Origin of the sequence: Shewanella psychropiezotolerans, assembly GCF_007197555.1 — a bacterium.
GTDB classification, from domain to species: Bacteria; Pseudomonadota; Gammaproteobacteria; order Enterobacterales; family Shewanellaceae; genus Shewanella; species Shewanella psychropiezotolerans.
Map to the genome: position 1 here is coordinate 2,308,079 of NZ_CP041614.1, position 17,598 is coordinate 2,325,676.

Annotated in this window: 9 protein-coding genes, 17 tRNA genes and 1 pseudogene; 13 read left to right on the plus strand and 14 right to left on the minus strand. The window is 44.9% G+C overall.

The annotated features are described in order from the left end of the window. The first annotated feature begins 50 nt into the window (after nucleotides 1-50). A pseudogene (locus tag FM037_RS10240) lies at nucleotides 51-1,288 on the plus strand (MFS transporter). Nucleotides 1,289-1,324: 36 nt separating this feature from the next. On the opposite strand, the gene FM037_RS10245 reads toward FM037_RS10240, so the two are convergent. The 13 genes from FM037_RS10245 to FM037_RS10305 all read right to left on the minus strand — a co-directional run bounded on the left by FM037_RS10245 (nucleotide 1,325) and on the right by FM037_RS10305 (nucleotide 10,680). Next, nucleotides 1,325-2,719: a sigma-54-dependent transcriptional regulator gene (locus FM037_RS10245; protein ID WP_144045925.1), complete on the minus strand. Its 1,395-nt coding sequence runs from the start codon at nucleotides 2,717-2,719 to the stop codon at nucleotides 1,325-1,327. After that, the gene (locus tag FM037_RS10250) at nucleotides 2,697-4,544 is read right to left on the minus strand and encodes a sensor histidine kinase (protein ID WP_144045926.1); all 1,848 of its coding nucleotides are present in this window, start codon (nucleotides 4,542-4,544) and stop codon (nucleotides 2,697-2,699) included. The genes FM037_RS10245 and FM037_RS10250 overlap by 23 nt, the downstream gene beginning before the upstream one ends. A 133-nt stretch (nucleotides 4,545-4,677) precedes the next feature. Then, nucleotides 4,678-6,075 carry a TRAP transporter large permease gene (locus FM037_RS10255; RefSeq protein ID WP_144045927.1) on the minus strand — a complete coding sequence of 466 codons (1,398 nt, stop codon included), beginning with the start codon at nucleotides 6,073-6,075 and terminating at the stop codon, nucleotides 4,678-4,680. After that, nucleotides 6,075-6,764, minus strand: coding sequence for a TRAP transporter small permease (locus FM037_RS10260; protein WP_229381146.1), 690 nt, complete (start codon nucleotides 6,762-6,764; stop codon nucleotides 6,075-6,077). The genes FM037_RS10255 and FM037_RS10260 overlap by 1 nt, the downstream gene beginning before the upstream one ends. 82 nt (nucleotides 6,765-6,846) lie before the next feature. Continuing rightward, nucleotides 6,847-7,866: a TRAP transporter substrate-binding protein gene (locus FM037_RS10265; protein WP_144045929.1), complete on the minus strand. Its 1,020-nt coding sequence runs from the start codon at nucleotides 7,864-7,866 to the stop codon at nucleotides 6,847-6,849. A gap of 236 nt (nucleotides 7,867-8,102) precedes the next feature. Then, a complete protein-coding gene (locus tag FM037_RS10270) occupies nucleotides 8,103-9,374 on the minus strand; it encodes an MFS transporter (RefSeq protein WP_144045930.1) in 1,272 nt (423 codons plus the stop codon). A 99-nt stretch (nucleotides 9,375-9,473) separates the two neighbouring features. Next, the gene (locus FM037_RS10275; RefSeq protein WP_144045931.1) at nucleotides 9,474-9,701 is read right to left on the minus strand and encodes a hypothetical protein; all 228 of its coding nucleotides are present in this window, start codon (nucleotides 9,699-9,701) and stop codon (nucleotides 9,474-9,476) included. A 210-nt stretch (nucleotides 9,702-9,911) separates the two neighbouring features. Beyond that, nucleotides 9,912-9,987 (minus strand) — tRNA-Val (locus FM037_RS10280). Between the two features lie 62 nt (nucleotides 9,988-10,049). After that, nucleotides 10,050-10,125: transfer RNA gene (locus FM037_RS10285), tRNA-Val, on the minus strand. Nucleotides 10,126-10,187: 62 nt separating this feature from the next. Beyond that, nucleotides 10,188-10,263 (minus strand) — tRNA-Val (locus FM037_RS10290). A 63-nt stretch (nucleotides 10,264-10,326) separates the two neighbouring features. Continuing rightward, a tRNA-Val gene (locus FM037_RS10295) sits at nucleotides 10,327-10,402 on the minus strand. A 63-nt stretch (nucleotides 10,403-10,465) separates the two neighbouring features. After that, nucleotides 10,466-10,541, minus strand: a tRNA-Val gene (locus FM037_RS10300). Between the two features lie 63 nt (nucleotides 10,542-10,604). Further along, nucleotides 10,605-10,680: transfer RNA gene (locus FM037_RS10305), tRNA-Val, on the minus strand. Nucleotides 10,681-11,208: 528 nt separating this feature from the next. Between FM037_RS10305 and gltX the strand changes: the two genes are divergently transcribed. The 12 genes from gltX to FM037_RS10365 all read left to right on the plus strand — a co-directional run bounded on the left by gltX (nucleotide 11,209) and on the right by FM037_RS10365 (nucleotide 15,317). After that, on the plus strand, nucleotides 11,209-12,618 hold the full coding sequence (gltX, locus tag FM037_RS10310; RefSeq protein WP_144045932.1) for a glutamate--tRNA ligase: 1,410 nt from the start codon (nucleotides 11,209-11,211) through the stop codon (nucleotides 12,616-12,618). 111 nt (nucleotides 12,619-12,729) lie between these two features. Further along, nucleotides 12,730-12,805, plus strand: a tRNA-Ala gene (locus tag FM037_RS10315). Nucleotides 12,806-12,955: 150 nt separating this feature from the next. Further along, nucleotides 12,956-13,031, plus strand: a tRNA-Glu gene (locus tag FM037_RS10320). Nucleotides 13,032-13,330: 299 nt separating this feature from the next. Next, nucleotides 13,331-13,406 (plus strand) — tRNA-Glu (locus FM037_RS10325). Nucleotides 13,407-13,554: 148 nt separating this feature from the next. Continuing rightward, nucleotides 13,555-13,630, plus strand: a tRNA-Glu gene (locus FM037_RS10330). Between the two features lie 300 nt (nucleotides 13,631-13,930). Further along, nucleotides 13,931-14,006 (plus strand) — tRNA-Glu (locus FM037_RS10335). Between the two features lie 298 nt (nucleotides 14,007-14,304). Then, nucleotides 14,305-14,380, plus strand: a tRNA-Glu gene (locus FM037_RS10340). Between the two features lie 135 nt (nucleotides 14,381-14,515). Continuing rightward, a tRNA-Glu gene (locus FM037_RS10345) sits at nucleotides 14,516-14,591 on the plus strand. A gap of 137 nt (nucleotides 14,592-14,728) precedes the next feature. Then, nucleotides 14,729-14,804 (plus strand) — tRNA-Glu (locus FM037_RS10350). Nucleotides 14,805-14,940: 136 nt separating this feature from the next. Then, a tRNA-Glu gene (locus FM037_RS10355) sits at nucleotides 14,941-15,016 on the plus strand. 39 nt (nucleotides 15,017-15,055) lie between these two features. Next, nucleotides 15,056-15,131: transfer RNA gene (locus FM037_RS10360), tRNA-Ala, on the plus strand. 110 nt (nucleotides 15,132-15,241) lie between these two features. Then, nucleotides 15,242-15,317: transfer RNA gene (locus tag FM037_RS10365), tRNA-Ala, on the plus strand. Nucleotides 15,318-15,618: 301 nt separating this feature from the next. Here FM037_RS10365 and FM037_RS10370 read toward each other — a convergent pair. Further along, nucleotides 15,619-17,448 (minus strand): ABC transporter ATP-binding protein, encoded by a 1,830-nt coding sequence (locus FM037_RS10370; RefSeq protein WP_144045933.1) that lies wholly within the window; start codon nucleotides 17,446-17,448, stop codon nucleotides 15,619-15,621. Nucleotides 17,449-17,598 lie beyond the last annotated feature (150 nt).

Genomic DNA, 17,598 nt, shown 5'->3' on the forward strand with positions numbered 1-17,598 from the left:
TCGGTGCTAACCTATGTCTATGGAGTTCGATCATCGACTTGTATGGGCCTATGTCTTTAACTGATAACATTAATAATAAAAACAAAGAGGTAAGGCTTATCTGGGGCCTATCTATCGCCTCGGTTGTTATCTATATCAACCTGTACTTAGTGCAAGGTATCTTGCTCTTGATTGCCGAGACCTTCGATGTTGATATCAGTCACTCGACCATATTACTCTCGGTTACCAGTTTTGCCATGGCGTTTTCACTGCTGTTTTATGCCTTGTTATCCGACAGGGTCGGACGTAAGAAGCCCTTGATGATCAGCTTATATCTGCTGCTGTTGACCGATGTCATGATGATCTTTGTGACAGATTTTCCATCTCTTGTACTCTTACGGCTGTTACAGGGAGTCTTGCTCGCGGCCGTTCCTGCCATTGCCATGGCCTATTTTAAGGACGAGCTGAGCCAAGCATCCATGCTAAAGGCGGGGGGATCTATATCGCAGCGAATAGCATAGGCGGGATCTCCGGACGTTTGATTGGTGGCGCACTGTCATTACACTTGCATTGGCAGCAAGTGATTTTGGTTATCTTAGTTATCTCGATTGCTGGTGTGCTCTTGGTGCATTATCTGCTGCCCAATACCACTAAGTTAAAGAGCCAAGAGGAGCACAGAGCGAGGGGCGGCATGCTCAGGGCTGAAGATCTTAACGGTTTTATGGTGCATCTGCGTGATGCTAAGCTCAGACAAATTTATTTGGTTGGTGGTTTAGCTTTTTTAGTCATGGTGAATCAATTTAGCTTCATTCAGCTTCATCTTATGTCGGCGCCGTTTAGTTGGGGCCGCTTCGAGGTGACCCTTATTTTCCTCTGTTATCTGAGTGGTACTTGGGCGTCTTATCATTCTGGTCTTTGGATTAAGCGCTTCGGGCGCAGGGCTCTGTTTCGATTATCTCTGTTGCTGATGTTTTTAGGATCCTTGATGACTTTAGTCGATATCGGCGTGTTTATCTGTTTGGGTTTCCTGATGACAGCATTCGGTTTTTTCTTTATCCACAGTGGTTGTAATGCCTGGGTAACCCACAGGGCAAAGCGTCACAGAGCCAAGGCGACATCGCTTTATCTGTGTAGTTATTATCTGGGAGCCGCATTGGGTGGACCTTTGTTGATGCCATTTTGGCATCATTGGGGCTGGCAAGGCGTGGTGCTTGGCTCAAGTTTGGTTATGGCGGTCTTGAGTCTGGTTTTACTGAGACTGACTAAACATGAGCCGATGATATTGTCAGTCCATGCTAATAATAGCTAATTATCATCTTTACACCGATTGGTATTAGCTACTGGGCTAATCGCATTGATTTAATTTTTGTATAAAGTGTTTTCTATCCAGACTGTATTTTTGCATCTTGTCATATAAGGTTTTACGGGGGAGATCGAGTTGTTCCATGGTGAGCTTGATGCTGCCTTTATTGTGGCTTAACGCCTCTTCTATCAAGAGACGCTCAAAAAATTCGACTCTTTGCTGCAATGACATGCTGGCATTGAGTTTAGTTGAGCTATTGATGGCGGAGGTGAAGGCGGCTTCACCACCCAGTAGTACATAGCGTTCGGCAAGATTTCTCAGCTCTCTGACATTACCTGGCCAGTCGTGAGAGGAGAGTTGTGCTGTCTGTACTGGATCTAGTGGGATCAAGGCCTTGTGGTAGCGAGATGAGGCGATGCGGGAAAAATGCAGGAAGAGCAGAGGGATGTCCTCTCGTCTTTCGCGAAGAGCGGGAATGGGGACTGTGACCAAGTTTAGTCGATAGAGAAGATCTTGTCTGAATTCACCGGTTTGGCATAGGGCGTTGAGATCCACTTTAGTGGCGGTAATCACTCTGATGTCTAGCGCTATGCTCTTGTTTGAACCCAAACGTTCAATTTTCCTGTCTTCTAAGACGCGCAAAAGCTTTATCTGCAGCGACATAGGGGTACTCTCTATTTCATCAAGAAACAGAGTTCCGCCGTTGGCGTATTCAAATTTGCCTATGCGGGTCTTGTCGGCGCCGGTGAAAGCTCCGGATTGGGCGCCAAACAGCTCACTTTCTATGATGGTTTCGGGGATAGCGCCGCAATTGATAGCCACAAAGTTAGCCTTATGGCGGATACTATGATCGTGCAAGTATCTCGCCACTAACTCTTTCCCGGTTCCGGTTTCCCCCTCTATTAATACATCAGCTGGCATATCGATAACTTGGTGTAAAGTGTGCAACATCTGCTTGATCCCCGGACTATGGCCTAAAATTCTTGGACCCGGGAGACTTTTAGATTCCAGCTCTCGTTTCAGTTTTCGGTTCTCTAAGGTTAAGCTTCTTTTCTCCAGTGCGCGCTTTACGACATCCAAAATATGTTCATTGTTAAAAGGTTTCTCGAGAAAGTCATAGGCGCCTTGTTTTAATGCCGAGACGGCCATGGCAATATCGCCAAAACCAGTGAGGAGAATGATGGGAAGGTCATTGTCCTTGGCAATGAGGCTCTGCATAAGTGAGATACCATCGAGCGTAGGCATATTCACATCACTGATAAGCACGCCTGGCCAGTCTATATCGATGCTATTGAGTATGGATTTAGGCTCGCTGCTGGCCATTGCCGAGATACCTTCCAACTCAAATAGTTGCACCAGAGCCGAACCGATAAATGGCTCGTCGTCGACAATGATCACGCTGAAATTGTTGAAGTTAGCTTGAGTGCTTTTGCTCATTGAATGAGTCTCCTTGTGATGCATGATCTGGACTTGCTTTGTTGCTGCTATAAACGGGTAGGGTGATTTCGAAAATTGCGCCGCCTGTTTGCGCATTGGAGACCCTGATACTACCTTGCATTGAGTCAATTATCCGTCTTGAGATCGACAAGCCAAGGCCAAGGCCCTGACGATCACTGGTGGTAAAGAAGGGCTCAAAAATCTTCTCCATCTGGCTCTCTTGCACCCCAGATCCAGTGTCTTGTATCTTGATACACAGCTGGCTTTCAAGCACTAAGGTTAAGCTGAGCCTCTTAGGAGCACTGCGCTGCATGGCGACGATGGCATTACTCATTAAGTTAACCAGTACCTGCTGTAACCTGACGTTGTCAGCCCAGACCTGGCCGCTTATCTCATTGGCTCGATAGAGCAGCTCAACCCCTTGCTTGTCTATCTCAGGTTTTATGATGGTAAGAGCATCTTGAATGCATTGATTGATATCAGTCGCACTGTCTCTGGATTGGCTCTTGCGGGTGAAACTTTTAAATTGGCCCACGATCACGGCGAGTCTGTCGGTGAGAGATATGATGGTATTAATGTTGTCAGTCACCATCTCAGTCTGGTTTCTTGATATCATGGTCTTAGTGTTTTGTGCATAACTTCGGATCGCCGCCAGGGGCTGATTTATTTCGTGATTGATGCTCGCCGATAGGTTGCCTATGACGGTAAGTTTAGCGGCCTGGATCAACTCATCCTGGGTTTCGTTGAGTTTCCGGTTACTGGCTTGTAAATCTTGAGTTCTGGCCTGTACCCTCTGTTCCAACAGATCGTTGGCTTGTTGGATCCTGAGCAGGTTTTTACGTCTCTCGTAGCCAAAAAGGGCGGCTAAAGCCAAGAGTAGATATAGGGAACCATATAGGGTCATCAATAGGGGAAGAGACTGATATATGGGCGTTAATGGCGCCATGATATGCACGCTCCAACCGGCCTTTGCCATAGCTTTATGAGTCTCCATATAATCGAACTGGCCCTTAAGTGAGCTAAATGCATACAGATTATGCTCATCGGTGGCGCCTGCATCGTAAAGGGGACTGAGAGTCAATTCGTTAATGACCCTGCTGGCGTAGCGTTTTGATGCATGGATGGCATATTGTCTCGATTGATCCAATGGGGTCAATGACCGTAAGCGCCAGTGATTAATACTCGATAGAAAGATAATATTATCAGGATCGGTTATGGCAAATTCATAACCACCTGCTCGCGCTATTCCTGTGCTTTGCTGTTCTATCTCTGTGATATCGAGCTTAACAACGATAACCCCTAAGATGCTTTGTTGCTCATAGACTGGGTAGGAAAAATAAAAACCGCGTTTGTTCGACGTGGTTCCTACTGCATAGTATCTGCCGAGTTGACCGGAAATGGCTTGCTGATAGTAAGGTCTGAAGGAGAAGTCCTTGCCAATAAATGAGTAACTTTTCTGCCAGTTACTGGCGGCTATTGATACTCCTAATGCATCGACTAAATAGATATCCAGCGACTCGGTAATGTGCTTTATCTCTTCTAAATACAGGTTAAGCTTTTGTATACTCTTACCGTCTTGCTGATTCAACAAGGCATTCTTTAGTAAAGGGTTTGTTGACAGTACATGGGGAATGCTCTCATAGCGGGAAAGCGAACCATCGAGAAAATTGACCAGCTCGGTCATCTGCTGTTTAGAGCGTTCGGCCGTGTCCTGATAGCCTTGCTCTAAGTAGAACCAATGGGTTGCCTTTAGTGTGATGGCAAGTCCGCCGAGGAGTATGATGGTAATGAGAATATTTTTTTTTGTTCTTAGTGAAAACGACATAGAGCTATACACATCCTGGTGAAAACATAGCGAGTCTGACTCAGTCAGTTATTGATTTAGCTCATTAACTATACTCTGGGAGAGACTCGCTTTAAACCTTTAATCAATTCAAAAATAAACGACTTTTAGCTCCTTAATAGCCATTAAGTTTATCTATGTACTCAGGCAAGAAGAGGGAGATCTGTGGCACATAAGTGATCAACATCAAGAAGAAGAGCAGCAACAGTAGCCATGGCAAGCAAGACTGAATCACCCAGCCCATGCTTTTGCCGGTAATTCCGGCAGTCACAAACAAGTTAAGCCCCACTGGGGGGGTGAGCATACCGATTTCCATATTGACCACCATGATGATCCCTAAGTGAATTGGATCTATGCCTAGCTGAGTGGCGATAGGAAATAAGATGGGCGCCATGATGAGTAGAATGGCCGAAGGCTCCATAAAATTTCCCGCAGCGAGTAGGAGTAAATTAACTATGATCAGAAACCCCCATGGCGGCAGTCCCATGCCTACTATGGTTTCTGCAATGAGGTGGGGGATACGTTCTGTGGTCAACACATGGGCAAATAACATTGCATTGGCAATGATGAACAGCAACATGATACTGACCTTAGCCCCGTCACGGACAACACGGCGGATCTCCTTGTCACCAGGTGTCTTTATCACCGCGAGTAGCATATAACCAATATTGCGCAGCGCAGCGACGGGGATAGATTCCTGATTATTTTTCCAGGCCACATTCTTCATCGGACCTATGTCTCTATAGCCAAATACTGCGATAAAATAGGCGTAAACACAGGCCACGGCTGCGGCTTCTGTCGGGCTGGCAACACCGCCGTAGATAGACCCAAGTACAATGAGAATGAGTGCTAAGCCCCCCATGGCTTTGGCACCAGATAATGTTAAGGCACCGATACCAGGGAAGGGTCTGGACGGTAACTTTTTTACTCTGGCAACGATATAGATTGCCAGCATGAGCAGCAGTCCCATCATCAGGCCTGGAATAAGACCTGCCATAAACATGCGTGCAGCAGAAACCTCGGTAGCGGCAGAGTAGACCAACATGACGATAGAGGGAGGAATGAGTATCCCCAAGGTTCCCGATGTGGTGATCACGCCAGCGGCAAACTTCTCAGGATAGCCTGCGCGGACCATGCCGACGATAACGATAGAGCCAATGGCGGCGACGGTTGCCGGTGAGGAACCCGATACGGCGGCAAACAACATACAAGCCATGACTGAGGCCATGGCTAAGCCCCCGCGTATATGACCCACGCTGTCCATGGCAAAGTCGATGATCCGCCTAGCTACCCCACCAGTAGAGAGAAAGGCCGATGACAGAATGAAAAAAGGGATGGCGAGTAGGGTGTAGTGCTCAGATGTGGATTCATAGAGTTTCAGTGCCACCGATGCCAATGAATCATTGGAGAAGAGCAATATAGTTAGCATGCTGGAAAAGCCCAGTGCGATAGCAATAGGCATGCCTAACATCATACAGATGAGCAGGGTGATGAACAGGGTTGCTATGGTCATTATTTTTCATCCTTATCATTAGGACTTTGAATCACATTTTGTCGTTTATCCGCTTCGGCTTTATTGTCTTCATCGAGTCCGAGCGCCTCCTTGACAGTGTCAACAAGATGCATACTGTCTTCTGCCTCATCGGCTAAGGTAAAGCCTTCGGTCTTGTTTTTTACTATGGCGATGAAGAGCTCAAAAAAACGCAGAAATAGTAATCCAAAACCCAATATTAAAATGCTTTGGGATAACCACAGAGGCACGGCTGGCTCCTCTACGTCGATACGCAAGGTGTCCCAGGCGAAATCCGGATCCAAATTTTTGATGAGTAGATTAGGTAAGTCGAGGTCTTCCATAGGGATCCCGATTTCGTACATCTTAAGCAGGTAATCCCAGCTGCCTTTGAGAAACATAACGCAGTAAATTAGACAAATGGTGGTGGCAATCAAGCCAGCAATTTTTCTTCCTCCTTTGGGAAGCTTAGTCACAAACGCATCTACACCTATGTGAGCGCCCACTTTAACGCCATAGGACATGCCAAAGAGGACAAACCAGGCACAAATCGTGAGTGTTAGCTCCTGTATCCAGAGAAATCCGGTATTGAAGAAAAAACGTGCTATCACCTCAATAAATACCAGTAGCGTCATCGAGGTGATCAACAGGTTAAGAAATCCCTCCTCGAAATGAGAAAATAAACGGTTCATTACAGCCTTACTCCCCTTATAGGGCGGCTCAGGCGATGGTCCACTGAGAGCCGCTTTCATTCATTATTATTTTTGTTTTAATTTACTGTTTGTTCGACTCGACGGCGGCCTGGATCAGGTCTTTGCCAATTTTAGCCTCAAACTGGGACCAAACCGGTCTCATCGATTCTACCCAGAGGTTTCTTTGCTCAGGGGTTAACTCAATGACCTTTGAGCGTTTAGAGGTGATGATAGACTCTCTGTCCTTTTTGACTTTCGCTGCGGCAATTTGGTTACCGAAAGCGATAGCTTCATCGAGTGAAGACTTGATGATTTCACGCTTGTCATCGGGTAGGCTTTTCCAGAAAGTGTTAGAGGTGACAACCATATAGTCGAGAACGCCGTGGTTACTTTCTGTGATATATCCTTGAACTTCGAAGAATTTTTTGGAATAGATATTAGACCAGGTATTCTCCTGTCCATCGATTGCACGTGTTTGTAGTAAGGTAAAAACCTCTGAGAAGGGTTTCTTTACTGGAATGGCATCCAAGGTTAAAAATTGTGCGGCTAATACATCTGATGCCATGATCCTAAACTTCTTACCACGTGCATCAGCTGGGACTACCAATGGGCTGCTAGCTGAGAATTGTTTCATACCATTATGTAGGTAACCTAATCCGACTATGCCTTTTCTCTTCATGGCATTAAGCAGTTTCAGACCCGCATCACTCTGCTGGAAACGGTCAACTGAATCCATATTTTCAAACAGGAAGGGCAGGTCGAACAGTTGTAGTTTCTTGGTATATCGCTCGAACTTAGACAGAGAGGGAGCAACAAACTGAATATCATTGAGTAGTAGGGCTGAAATTTCGTTATTGTCGCCAAATAGCTGAGAGTTAGGGAATACATTTACCTGGTATTCACCGGGGAGTCTTTGTTCAACGAGTTCCTTAAACTTGAGTGCCATCTGGCCTTTAGGGGTATTTTTAGCTACCACATGTGAAAACTTAATTTCAACGGGGGCTGCTAGAGCATGAATGCTACTGGTTAACAGGCTCGCGACTGTGATTAGTGTTGACAGTATTTTTAGTGGTTGTAGTTTGGCACTTGACTGACTTGTCATCTTTGTCCCTTAGATTTCATTTTTATTGGTGGGATACGGCTTAGCTTCCCTGAGAAGGTTCACATAATAAAGAGCAAGGTATGTGCCAATGATGATGTTGGCTGGTAGTTGTAATGTTATCAGTACGTTGGATAGTTGAGTTGGGGATTTGAAGTCATTTATGTGTGATGAACCGCACAAAACAATATAGCTAATGGGTGAGGAACCACCCATTAGCTAGTGCTGGATATAAAGATTTATGCTTGTTTCTCTGTAAAGGGCCAAATCTTTGCCTTAAAGTGTCCATGGTAGAAGATGATGCCTGCCGTGAAGGTAATTGATGACCCCAATAGCAGTGCCCACTTCACATCAAACATAGAAACCACACCGCCTATCAAGGCTGCGAGTAAGTTCCCCAGGCAGAAAATGGTCACTAGCATGCCCATCAACTTGCCTTGAGCCCGATTCTCATAGGAGTGAGAAAGATAAGAGGGGAGGAAACCGTTGTAAATGGCGATGCCGGCACCCATCAAGGCAAATGTGATCAGGTAGGTTTGATCGATAAAAAAGGGTAATGCGGCAAGAGCTGAGCCGAAAATGACGATTCCCAACAGACCCGCATGAGGGTGATCTAGTTTTCTCTGTATGATGGGGTTGATAAAAATACTCGTTAGAATCATGCATGTAGTCAGAAATACGGTTGCCCAGCTGATATCCACAGCAAGATAGCCAAACTCTCTTACCAGATACAAGGGATAATACTCATAATAAAGATTGACCCCCATGGTCAAGAAGAGATAGAGCAGAAAGAAACGTCTCAGATCGGGTTGCGATAGTAGAGACAGGCTTGAGCCTGTCTCGGCATTTGTGTCGCGTTTATCTAGGCTCTTAGGCAGTAAGAAATGACTGATCAGAGCGCAGATTAGACAGGCGAGTGCAGCTACCCAGAATACCATATCTATACCAGCCATAATGAGGTATCCCCCAGCCAAGGGACCGAGAAGGTAACCGCCATATCCCATAGAGCTGATCAGAGAAAAACTACGTGTTTTGTCTATGATGGGATGGAGATCGGCTGCAATTGCACGTGCAATAGAAATATTACCTTCACATAAGCCTGTTAGTAAGCGCGAGATACAGAAGAGGAGAAAATTCTCAGAAACGGCGGCAATAGCGGTTAAACTATATCCTACCGCACTGCCCAATAAGGTTAGACTTAATAATTTTCTACGGCCGTAATTATCTGATATTGCACCAATAACGCTACTGCCGATAATAATTCCTAGTGGGTAAATCCCTAACACTATGCCTAACAGTAACTCAGAAGGTAGATTTAAGAATTGAGTTAGTGGTGAGGTCCCTTCAGCAAACAGTGGTGCCAATATCGGGTAGGGTAGGGCTATGCCGGCAACACTGATTAAGGTGACCAGTAGGGTAATTGATAGGATTTTATTGCCACTCCGTTTCTCGTTTTTTGAGTCCGAATTTATCGCTTGTAAGCACGGCTGGCTGTCCTGAAATTGACTCATATAGATAACTTTTTGGCTGAAAGTCATTTTACTATTGCATCAAAAACAGGTTAAGTAAAGTCATTGCTTTACTTAATTGTGAGTGAGAGCCGTTATTGGTTATTTTTCAGGGTTGATTCGTTTGGAGATAGCGTCACTCGGGAGTAATTCTAAATGGCCCAGTTCGTCGAAATACCAGCCAGTGATAAATCCTTTCTGTCTCATGCTGACGAGATTTTGCATGACTTCTTTCGCTTCAACTAACGCAGAGGCTTCATCGCAGTTATGAGTTAGCTTAAGGTAAGCTGCTATGCTGCTCAGGGAGGCGGATTGACTGACATCTGCCATAGGATAGATCTCAATTTATGTTATATCTGAAGAATAGTTGAACTTAGGTAGAATGGGGCTGAAATGGCTTTCATATCGGGAAATATTATAGCGACTAGCTGTGTTATTCGATAAATAAAGGTCATCGAAATTAGCTGTAGAAATTCGATTCTATATTAATTTTTTAACGGGATTAATTATGAGGGATTTACAATTTGGATAGGCTGAAAATGGTGGTCGATACTGGGCTCGAACCAGTGACCCCCTCCTTGTAAGGGAGGTGCTCTCCCAGCTGAGCTAATCGACCTGGGACTTTCATTTTGTACTGCGTATTTTCTTAATCACTTATGCTTATAAGAGGTAAGAAAATGGTGGTCGATACTGGGCTCGAACCAGTGACCCCCTCCTTGTAAGGGAGGTGCTCTCCCAGCTGAGCTAATCGACCTGGGACTTTCATTTTGTACTGCGTATTTTCTTAATCACTTATGCTTATAAGAGGTAAGAAAATGGTGGTCGATACTGGGCTCGAACCAGTGACCCCCTCCTTGTAAGGGAGGTGCTCTCCCAGCTGAGCTAATCGACCTGGGACTTTCATTTTGTACTGTGTATTTTCTTAATCACTTACTCTTAATAAGAGGTAAGAAAATGGTGGTCGATACTGGGCTCGAACCAGTGACCCCCTCCTTGTAAGGGAGGTGCTCTCCCAGCTGAGCTAATCGACCTGGGACTTTCATTTTGTACTGTGTATTTTCTTAATCACTTATTCTTAATAAGAGGTAAGAAAATGGTGGTCGATACTGGGCTCGAACCAGTGACCCCCTCCTTGTAAGGGAGGTGCTCTCCCAGCTGAGCTAATCGACCTGGGACTTTCATTTTGCACTGCGTATTTTCTTAATCACTTATGCTTATAAGAGGTAAGAAATATGGTGGTCGATACTGGGCTCGAACCAGTGACCCCCTCCTTGTAAGGGAGGTGCTCTCCCAGCTGAGCTAATCGACCTCGCTGTGTGGGCCGTATTATAGGGGGGAACGATTTTGTGTCAACGATTTTTTAGATAAAAACGCGTGTCCGGTGTTATTTTACACTGACTGGTGCATTGTTGCTCAAAGTGAGCTTGTGATGGAGATAAATCATTCAAATCACTAGCCGTTAGCTCCTTGTTATATTGAAATGAAGCGCTGACTGCTTACATATAATGGCTTCTAGCCATGTGGATACTTAGCTGAACAATGTATTTAGATACTCACCTTGATGGCGATGACTTGAATTTTCATTGAATCGAATGCTCCCATCTTTTTTAGGGGGAATATCAAACTAATTCCCTCTGTTTTAATTTATTTTACGTCTATATACAGAACTAGGTCTAAATAAAAGCAGAAAGCTAGATAAAGACGACATAATCTAGCTGCGGAATACGCTTCTCAGCACTTGGTAATGTCCATGAGGCTGTTTGGCTGTTAGAATATGCGCCACATTCATTGGTACAGTCTAGAATTTAGGCTTTTCTATAATAGGTTAGTGTCCATTATGACAACTAAGACGCGTTTTGCTCCAAGTCCTACCGGTTTTTTACATGTCGGTGGTGCTCGTACTGCTCTTTATTCATGGCTATATGCTCGTGCCAACAGTGGTGAGTTCGTTCTTCGCATTGAAGATACCGACATTGAACGTTCGACACCTGAAGCATGCCAGGCAATTCTCGACGGAATGGAGTGGTTAGGGCTGAATTGGGAACATGGGCCTTATTACCAGACGAAACGTTTCGATCGTTACAATGAGATCATCGCTCAGATGTTAGAAAAGGGCAGTGCTTATAAGTGTTATTGTTCACGTGAGCGCATCGAGAAGATGCGTGAAGAGCAGGCCGAGAAAGGCGAGAGTCAAAAGTATGATGGACGCTGTCGCGATCTGGCTCCCCGAAACACGGATGAGCCTTTTGTTATTCGATTTAAAAACCCGAAAGAGGGCAGTGTAGTATTTGACGATCATGTTCGTGGTCGAATTGAAATCGCTAACGCTGAGCTCGATGATCTCATCATCGCGCGTACAGAAGGAACGCCTACCTATAACTTCTGTGTTGTAGTTGATGATTGGGATATGGGGATCACTTGTGTTGTTCGCGGCGAAGACCATATAAATAACACTCCTCGTCAAATCAACATTCTTAAAGCATTAGGTGCCCCAATTCCTGAATATGCACATGTTGCTATGATTTTAGGTGATGATGGTGCCAAACTTTCTAAGCGTCATGGTGCAGTTGGTGTCATGCAATATCGTGATGATGGCTTCTTGCCTGAAGCGCTACTTAACTATCTAGTGCGCTTAGGTTGGTCACATGGCGATCAAGAGATATTCTCTATCGATGAGATGAAGCAACTCTTTAAGCTAGAAGATATCAATAAGGCCGCTTCGGCATTTAATACCGATAAGTTGATTTGGTTGAATCAACACTACATAAAAGAACTTGATCCAGTTTATGTCGCCAAGCAACTAGAGTGGCACATGACAGATCAAAGTATCGATATCAGTAATGGTCCTGTGTTATCAGATGTGGTCACTGCTTTGGCAGAACGTGCAAAAACATTGAAGGAAATGGCAGCATCGAGTCGTTACTTCTTTGAAGATTTTGCCGAGTTTGATGCGACGGCGGCTAAAAAGCACCTTAGAGGGGTTGCTATGGAGCCGCTGCAACTCGTTCAGAAGAAATTGGCTGAGCTAAATGAGTGGACCTTAGAAGGAATCCATCAAGCAATTGAAGATACAGCTGCTGAATTAGAAGTCGGAATGGGCAAAGTTGGTATGCCTTTACGTGTAGCGGTTACAGGAGCAGGAATGTCTCCCGCTGTTGATTTGACCTTATTCTTGGTTGGAAAGGCTCGTTGCGAGCAAAGAATCTCCAAAGCGATTGAATTTGTAGCAAATAGAATAAATTCCTAAAAAACGAGTTGACACTTTTGGGTGTGCTGCATAGAATGCGCCACGCACTTGAGACACAACGAAGTAAAAGCTTAGTAGCGTACTCAAAAGTGTAGTTTTATCGTTAAGTGAGGGGCCTTAGCTCAGCTGGGAGAGCGCAACACTGGCAGTGTTGAGGTCAGCGGTTCGATCCCGCTAGGCTCCACCATTTAACGCACACTCTTCTTAATAGAGTCTAAACAATAAGAACCTACCCCAGCGTCTAGTGGGAGTAAGTAGATCAAGTCTGAGTCCTTAGCCTTTGATTCAAACTTATAGACAACTCTTTATTTGTAGAGTTTAAAGAACAAATGTCCGGGTCCCCTTCGTCTAGAGGCCTAGGACACCGCCCTTTCACGGCGGTAACAGGGGTTCGAATCCCCTAGGGGATACCAATATTCTTATTTAACTGATAATTGCTTCGGTTAGATGTGAAAGACTCAGTTAATGTAAAAAATGAGTCGACATGTACCGCTCTTACTCACGCCTTTGAGTACTAGCCTACAAGCTCTTTTTTACTAGAGTCTAAACAAGTAAGTCCAGGGTCCCCTTCGTCTAGAGGGAACAAGACTAGGACACCGCGCAGTAGTTTCTTATAGAAAGTACGGTGGTAACAGAGGTTCGAATCCATAGCCTTCGGAATTGAACTTATAGACAACTCTTTATTTGCAGAGTTTAAAGAACAAATGTCCGGGTCCCCTTCGTCTAGAGGCCTAGGACACCGCCCTTTCACGGCGGTAACAGGGGTTCGAATCCCCTAGGGGATACCAATATTCTTATTTAACTGATAATTGCTTCGGTTAGATGTGAAAGACTCAGCTAATGTAAAAAATGAGTCGACATGTACCGCTCTTGCTCATGCCTTTGAGTACTAGCCTATAAGCTCTTTTTTACTAGAGTCTAAACAAGTAAGTCCGGGTCCCCTTCGTCTAGAGGCCTAGGACACCGCCCTTTCACGGCGGTAACAGGGGTTCGAATCCCCTAGGGGATACCAATATTCTTATTTAACTGATAATTGCTTCGGTTAGATGTGAAAGACTCAGTTAATGTAAAAAATGAGTCGACATGTACCGCTCTTACTCACGCCTTTGAGTATTAGCCTATAAGCTCTTTTTTACTAGAGTCTAAACAAGTAAGTCTAGGGTCCCCTTCCGTCTAGAGGGAACAAGACTAGGACACCGCGCAGTAGTTTCTTATAGAAAGTACGGTGGTAACAGAGGTTCGAATCCATAGCCTTCGGAATTGAACTTATAGACAACTCTTTATTTGTAGAGTTTAAAGAACAAATGTCCGGGTCCCCTTCGTCTAGAGGCCTAGGACACCGCCCTTTCACGGCGGTAACAGGGGTTCGAATCCCCTAGGGGATACCAATATTCTTATTTAACTGATAATTGCTTCGGTTAGATGTGAAAGACTCAGCTAATGTAAAAAATGAGTCGACATGTACCGCTCTTACTCATGCCTTTGAGTACTAGCCTATAAGCTCTTTTTTACTAGAGTCTAAACAAGTAAGTCCGGGTCCCCTTCGTCTAGAGGGAACAAGACTAGGACACCGCGCAGTAGTTTCTTATAAAAAGTACGGTGGTAACAGAGGTTCGAATCCATAGCCTTCGGAATTGAACTTATAGACAACTCTTTATTTGTAGAGTTTAAAGAACAAATGTCCGGGTCCCCTTCGTCTAGAGGCCTAGGACACCGCCCTTTCACGGCGGTAACAGGGGTTCGAATCCCCTAGGGGATACCAATTTTTCTTGTTTTTTGACTTTTTGTCAAAACACTTGGAAAGCACCCAGTTAGGGTTAAATGTACCGCTTTTACTCACGCCTTTGAGTACTAGCCTATAAGCTCTTTTTACTAGAGTCTAAACAAGTAAGTCCGGGTCCCCTTCGTCTAGAGGCCTAGGACACCGCCCTTTCACGGCGGTAACAGGGGTTCGAATCCCCTAGGGGATACCAATTTTTCTTGTGTTTTGACTTTTTGTCAAAACACTTGGAAAGCACCCAGTTAGGGTTAAATGTACCGCTTTTACTCACGCCTTTGAGTACTAGCCTATAAGCTCTTTTTTACTAGAGTCTAAACAAGTAAGTCCAGGGTCCCCTTCGTCTAGAGGCCTAGGACACCGCCCTTTCACGGCGGTAACAGGGGTTCGAATCCCCTAGGGGATACCAATTTTTCTTGTGTTTTGACTTTTTGTCAAAACACTTGGAAAGCACCCAGTTAGGGTTAAATGTACCGCTTTTACTCACGCCTTTGAGTATTAGCCTATAAGCTCTTTTTTACTAGAGTCTAAACAAGTAAGTCCGGGTCCCCTTCGTCTAGAGGCCTAGGACACCGCCCTTTCACGGCGGTAACAGGGGTTCGAATCCCCTAGGGGATACCAATATTTACAGTTTCATGCTTATATTCCAGTGCATGAAATGGGGCCTTAGCTCAGCTGGGAGAGCGCAACACTGGCAGTGTTGAGGTCAGCGGTTCGATCCCGCTAGGCTCCACCATTTTAATCAGTACTACATATTCTTAGATAAGAATAAAATAAAGTTGGTGTAGATAGATTCTATCTACCGACAGATTTACTAGTTTCATGCTTAATTTCAGTGTATGAAATGGGGCCTTAGCTCAGCTGGGAGAGCGCAACACTGGCAGTGTTGAGGTCAGCGGTTCGATCCCGCTAGGCTCCACCATATCTAGCTTGCTCATATCTAAATAGGATAGAGTAGACATATAAACCACCGGCAGGTGGTTTTTTTGTATCTGAATTTTCGTGGCTTTATCCGTACCAATTTCCCATGCATTGCTATTTCCCCACTATTTCGATATCTGTACATGACTGGTGCTAAGTTCTTTTAGTAGTACACAGAGTAAGGGGAAGCATTTCTAGCAGTACAGAATGCTATTGGTATTAGACCATCTTGAATTAGTGGAATCGAAAGCATAAAAAAGCCATCTGAATGATAGCTTTCATGTTCTTACTATCGATAGTGATTAATCTAGACCTAAGAAACCACCAGTCTGGTGCGCCCATAGTTGAGCATATATACCGCCATCGTGTATCAGTTCTTGATGGGTGCCTTCTTCAATAATATTGCCTTCATCTAAGACTATTAATCTATCCATAGCGGCTATGGTGGAGAGCCTGTGAGCAATAGCTATTACTGTTTTCCCTTCCATTAGCTGGTATAAGCTTTCTTGTATCGCGGCTTCTACTTCCGAGTCCAGTGCCGATGTTGCCTCATCCAGTAGCAAGATCGGTGCATTCTTGAGGAGTACTCGTGCAATGGCGATACGTTGTCTCTGACCGCCTGAGAGTTTGACGCCTCGTTCACCCACTTGAGCATCTAGGCCTAGATTCCCTTCTGCGTCCGTCAAGGTTTGGATGAAGTCATAGGCCTGTGCACTCTTAATTGCACTCATTAGCTCCTCATCGCTGGCATCGGGTTTTCCATAGAGAATATTTTCTCGAATCGATCTGTGTAGCAATGACGTATCTTGCGTGACCATGCCTATGTTGGCACGTAGAGAGTCTTGTTGAACATGTTTGATGTTCTGCTTGTCAATTTCGATAGTGCCTTTTTCTACATCGTAGAAGCGCATCAGCAGGTTGACTAACGTCGATTTTCCAGCGCCAGAGCGACCGACTAGTCCAACTTTCTCACCCGCTTTTATATTGAGGTTCAGTTTTTCGATCACACCGCTATTCTCACCATAGTGAAAGCTGACTTTGGTGAAGTCGATGGCGCCTTTTTCGACAGTAATCTTTGGCGCATCCTTTATATCTTGAATCTCAGTTGGCTTAGATAAAGTATTCATACCGTCGGCAACTGTGCCTATATTTTCGAACAAGGAACTTATTTCCCACATGATCCACTGGGACATGCCATTCAACCTTAAGGCCAGACTGATGGCAATGGCAATGGCGCCTACCGTGATGGCACTCGTTGTCCATAACCAGATTGACACGGCTGCGATGGCAAATGCGAGTAGGTAGTTGATGATCTGCACACTGACATTGATACCTGTGACGAGTCGCATCTGTCTATACACGGTATCCAGAAACGTCTGCATGCTGCCTTTTGCGTATTCGGCTTCTTTCTGGGTGTGGGAAAACAGCTTCACTGTGGTGATATTGGTATAGCTGTCGACGATGCGACCAGTCATATTTGAACGCGCATCGGCCTGTTCGGTCGATATTTGCTTCAATTGAGGTAAAAACCGGAGCTGTAGGCCGATATACAAGCCTAACCAGAGCAACATAGGTAGCATCAATCGTAGGTCTGCATTGGCTATCATAACCAGCATAGAGGTAAAATAAACTAATATGTACACGAGTACATCCAAAAGTTTAGTCACGGTCTCTCTGACAGCTAACGACGTTTGCATCACCTTTGTGGCGATACGACCCGCAAAATCATTTTGATAAAATGAAACACTCTGTTTCAGTAAATATCTATGGGCTAACCACCTGATAGACATGGGATAGTTCCCCAGGAGTCCTTGATAAACTATCAGTGCATGTAACAGGACTAAGGAGGGGATCACCACTAACACTAATATTGTCATCCCGATCAGCTTGAGGCCTTCCTTTTCAAATAAGGTATCAGGGTCATTGGCTATCAATAAGTCGACAAGCTGACCCATGAAGCCGAATAATGATACTTCTAATATGGCGAGAATGGCGGTGAGGATGGACATTAATATTAGCGGGCGTTCGAATCCCTTAGTGTAATGACGGCAAAACGCATATATCCCTTGAGGAGGTTGCTCCGGCTCGGCTGCGGGGAGGGGGTCAACCCATGACTCGAATCGTTTAAACATCTGTTACTCAACCATAATGAATTAATTATCTCTGCCGCTAGCATATCGTAAATTGATAACTTTGACTTAACTTTGGCTTTTTTGTATTCAGTTCCGTTTTCCGCTAGTTCATACTGCTTTTATTCAGTAAAGTGCTTTTAAGGATTTCCT